This window comes from Flavobacterium limnosediminis JC2902 (assembly GCF_000498535.1).
Classification (GTDB): Bacteria; Bacteroidota; Bacteroidia; order Flavobacteriales; family Flavobacteriaceae; genus Flavobacterium; species Flavobacterium limnosediminis.
Genome location: NZ_AVGG01000056.1, coordinates 1 through 1,324, shown reverse-complemented (window position 1 = coordinate 1,324; position 1,324 = coordinate 1). Strand labels below are relative to the sequence as shown.

The 1,324-nt window shown below is 26.6% G+C and carries 2 protein-coding genes; both read left to right on the top strand.

The window, feature by feature from the left end; genetic code table 11:
- Positions 1-642 (top strand): hypothetical protein (locus tag FLJC2902T_RS15640; protein ID WP_211233891.1); only part of this gene is annotated, 642 nt, incomplete at its 5' end.
- A gap of 6 nt (positions 643-648) precedes the next feature.
- Positions 649-1,281: an FEKKY domain-containing protein gene (locus FLJC2902T_RS15635; protein WP_023580780.1), complete on the top strand. Its 633-nt coding sequence runs from the start codon at positions 649-651 to the stop codon at positions 1,279-1,281.
- Positions 1,282-1,324: the final 43 nt, after the last annotated feature.

Genomic DNA, 1,324 nt, shown 5'->3' with positions numbered 1-1,324 from the left:
TCTCAAAGCCGGCGGGACGTTGTGTGCTATTTTAGAAGAACTAAAACCAAAAATGACATGAGAAATAAAATAATTTATGCAATTCTATTTATTTCCTTTATAATAACATTTTTTATTCTTTTTCTTACGACAGATTTTTATATTCCCGAGCGAAAACCTCTTGAATGCAAAAAAGCATTAGGAAACGAGATTGTTAAACAAGTTAATATAAGAGAAATGGGAAACGATACTATATTTCTAGGAAAAAGAAGATATAACATTATTGAATCAGAGTATACAGGAAAACCATCGGTTTTTAACGAATTTAAAACAAAAATTTCAAGGCTTAAATTAGCTATAAATGAACCATATGTTATAGACTTTCGACAAACTTATGATAACATGTTTAATTTCGAAAATAGAACAATTATCGTTGGAGATATCACTTCTGACTTTGGAGTAGATAATCCAATTAATTTCACATCAGAAATAATAAATTTTGAAATTAAACCTGAAGATAATAAAAGAAAAATTTATGAAATAAAATATGAAAACATAGAAGAAGATGAAATTACAATTTCACTTTATGATGAAATCAGGAAAGAAGAAAAATACAATTTTACATTTGAATTAAATGGGGAAAATTGTAAGCTTAAAAGCTAATAAAAAATGAAACAATTTCTTTACATAGCATTTTTTCTTTTCTCTGTTTTGTCTTTTGGACAAGAAAGATCGGTTTGTGGTATCGTTAAAGATAATATTATTTCTCTTCCTGGAGTTAATGTGCTTGTTGAAGGTACTAATAAAAGTACTCAAACTGATTTTAATGGTTTATATTGTATAACAGCAACTCCTGAACAATTTCTAATTTTCAGTTATATAGGTAAAAAGGATAAAAGAGTAAAAGCGACTGAAACTGAAATTAATATCGAATTAGAAGAAGATGATATAAAACTTATAGATGGTGTTTCTCCAACATACATAAAAAAAAACAGGATTCCTACTACAACCATAACAGTTAAAGAATTAACAACTTCAATAACTCCTAAACAATATTTTAAAGAAAATGCGAAGAATGGTATATTCATTATTTTTGTAACAAGTTTATCTACTCTAGAAAAAAAAGATTTGGATTTTCAGAAAAATTATAATATAAAGTATTTAACCTCGAATCCTGACTATTCAAGTTATTTCAAGAGATATAATAAACAAACATTTAAATACTTGAATAAAGAATATAAAAAAAAGTGGCAGAAAGAAATAAGAAATGATGCTTTAGGAATTGATGATTTTCTAGATTAAAAAACAGCACACAACAGCGGTTTGCAGCAAGTGGGGTTTTAGG

Bases quoted from the DNA above. Each gene is read 5' to 3' on its own strand.
- FLJC2902T_RS15635 (WP_023580780.1), top strand. From the start codon at position 649: ATGAAACAATTTCTTTACATAGCATTTTTTCTTTTCTCTGTTTTGTCT.